The following is a 1264-nucleotide window of genomic DNA, read 5'->3' as shown; positions in this document are numbered from 1 at the left end:
AAATTGAATGTGCAATAACACGCACAAATACACAAACACATCAAGTTATTCGTGAAAATATTCATCGCTCTGCTTTGTATTCTGGAAATATTGAAGGATTAGGTCCGCGTTATTGTCCTTCTATTGAGGATAAAATTGTTAAATTTGGTGAACGTGATGGACATCAGATTTTTCTGGAACCAGAGGGATTAAATGATGATACTATTTATCCAAATGGACTTTCTACCTCTCTTCCAGAGGATGTACAAATTTCTTTATTGAGAACTATCGAAGGATTGGAAAATGTAAAAATTTTGCAATCTGGTTATGCTATTGAATATGATTTTGTTAATCCACAGCAATTGACGAGAAATTTAGAATTACGCTGTTTGCCAGGCCTTTTTTTAGCGGGGCAAATTAATGGTACAACAGGGTATGAGGAAGCAGCAGCACAGGGGCTTTTGGCAGGGTTAAATGCAGCACGCAAGGTAGGTGGTTTAGATGAAATACTCATAAGTCGTTCTACGGCTTATATTGGTGTTATGATAGATGACTTAGTTTCACGTGGCGTGTGTGAACCTTATCGGATGTTTACATCGCGTGCTGAATTTCGTTTATCTTTGCGCTCTGATAATGCTGATATTCGTTTAACACCTTTAGCACAGCAATGGGGGATTGTGAGTAAGATACGCTGGGACTGTTACCAGGAAAAGCAACAACGTCTTGATCAAGCACGATTACTGTGCCAAAGTCTTTTTCTCACACCTAATGAAGCCTCTGCTCATGGTTTACAAATAAATCGTGATGGAATTCGGCGTTCTGCTTATGATCTTCTTGCTTATCCCCATATGCGTTTGGAAAATCTTTCACATTTTTGGCCACAATTACAGTCAATTGATTCTAAAACTGTTGAAGCTTTAGAAATTGAAGCACAATATGCAGTTTATTTAGAAAAACAGGCACAAGATATTGCATCTCTTCAACGTGATGAGCGTTTAGAAATTCCCTCTTCGCTTGATATTCAGTCAATTTCTGGTCTTTCAAATGAGCTTAAAACGAAAATTCAGGAAATTTCACCGCGTTCAATTGCTGATGCACAAAAAATTGATGGTATGACACCTGCAGCATTGTCGCTTATTATTACATATATTCAACGTCAACGACGTGAAAAGGCTAAAATAGCTTAATGAATCTTTCTATAGAACAAAAATATCAGTTACTCTCAGATATCGTTCCTTCTGTTTCACGTGAAACGATGGAAAATTTAATACAATTTGAGACTTTA

Annotated in this window: 1 protein-coding gene and 1 pseudogene; both read left to right on the top strand. The window is 37.0% G+C overall.

Features of this window, described 5'->3' with window-relative positions; translation table 11 throughout:
* Positions 1-1166: FAD-dependent oxidoreductase (locus FS875_RS09940; protein WP_144756273.1), on the top strand; the 1166-nt coding region annotated here is incomplete at its 5' end.
* Positions 1166-1264, top strand: a pseudogene (locus FS875_RS10745) (16S rRNA (guanine(527)-N(7))-methyltransferase RsmG); the annotation flags it as partial. The gene FS875_RS09940 and the pseudogene FS875_RS10745, both read left to right, overlap by 1 nt.

The organism is Bartonella saheliensis, from assembly GCF_902162175.1.
Note: the sequence above shows the minus strand (reverse complement) of the source record. Positions and strands in the feature narration are given on the sequence as shown.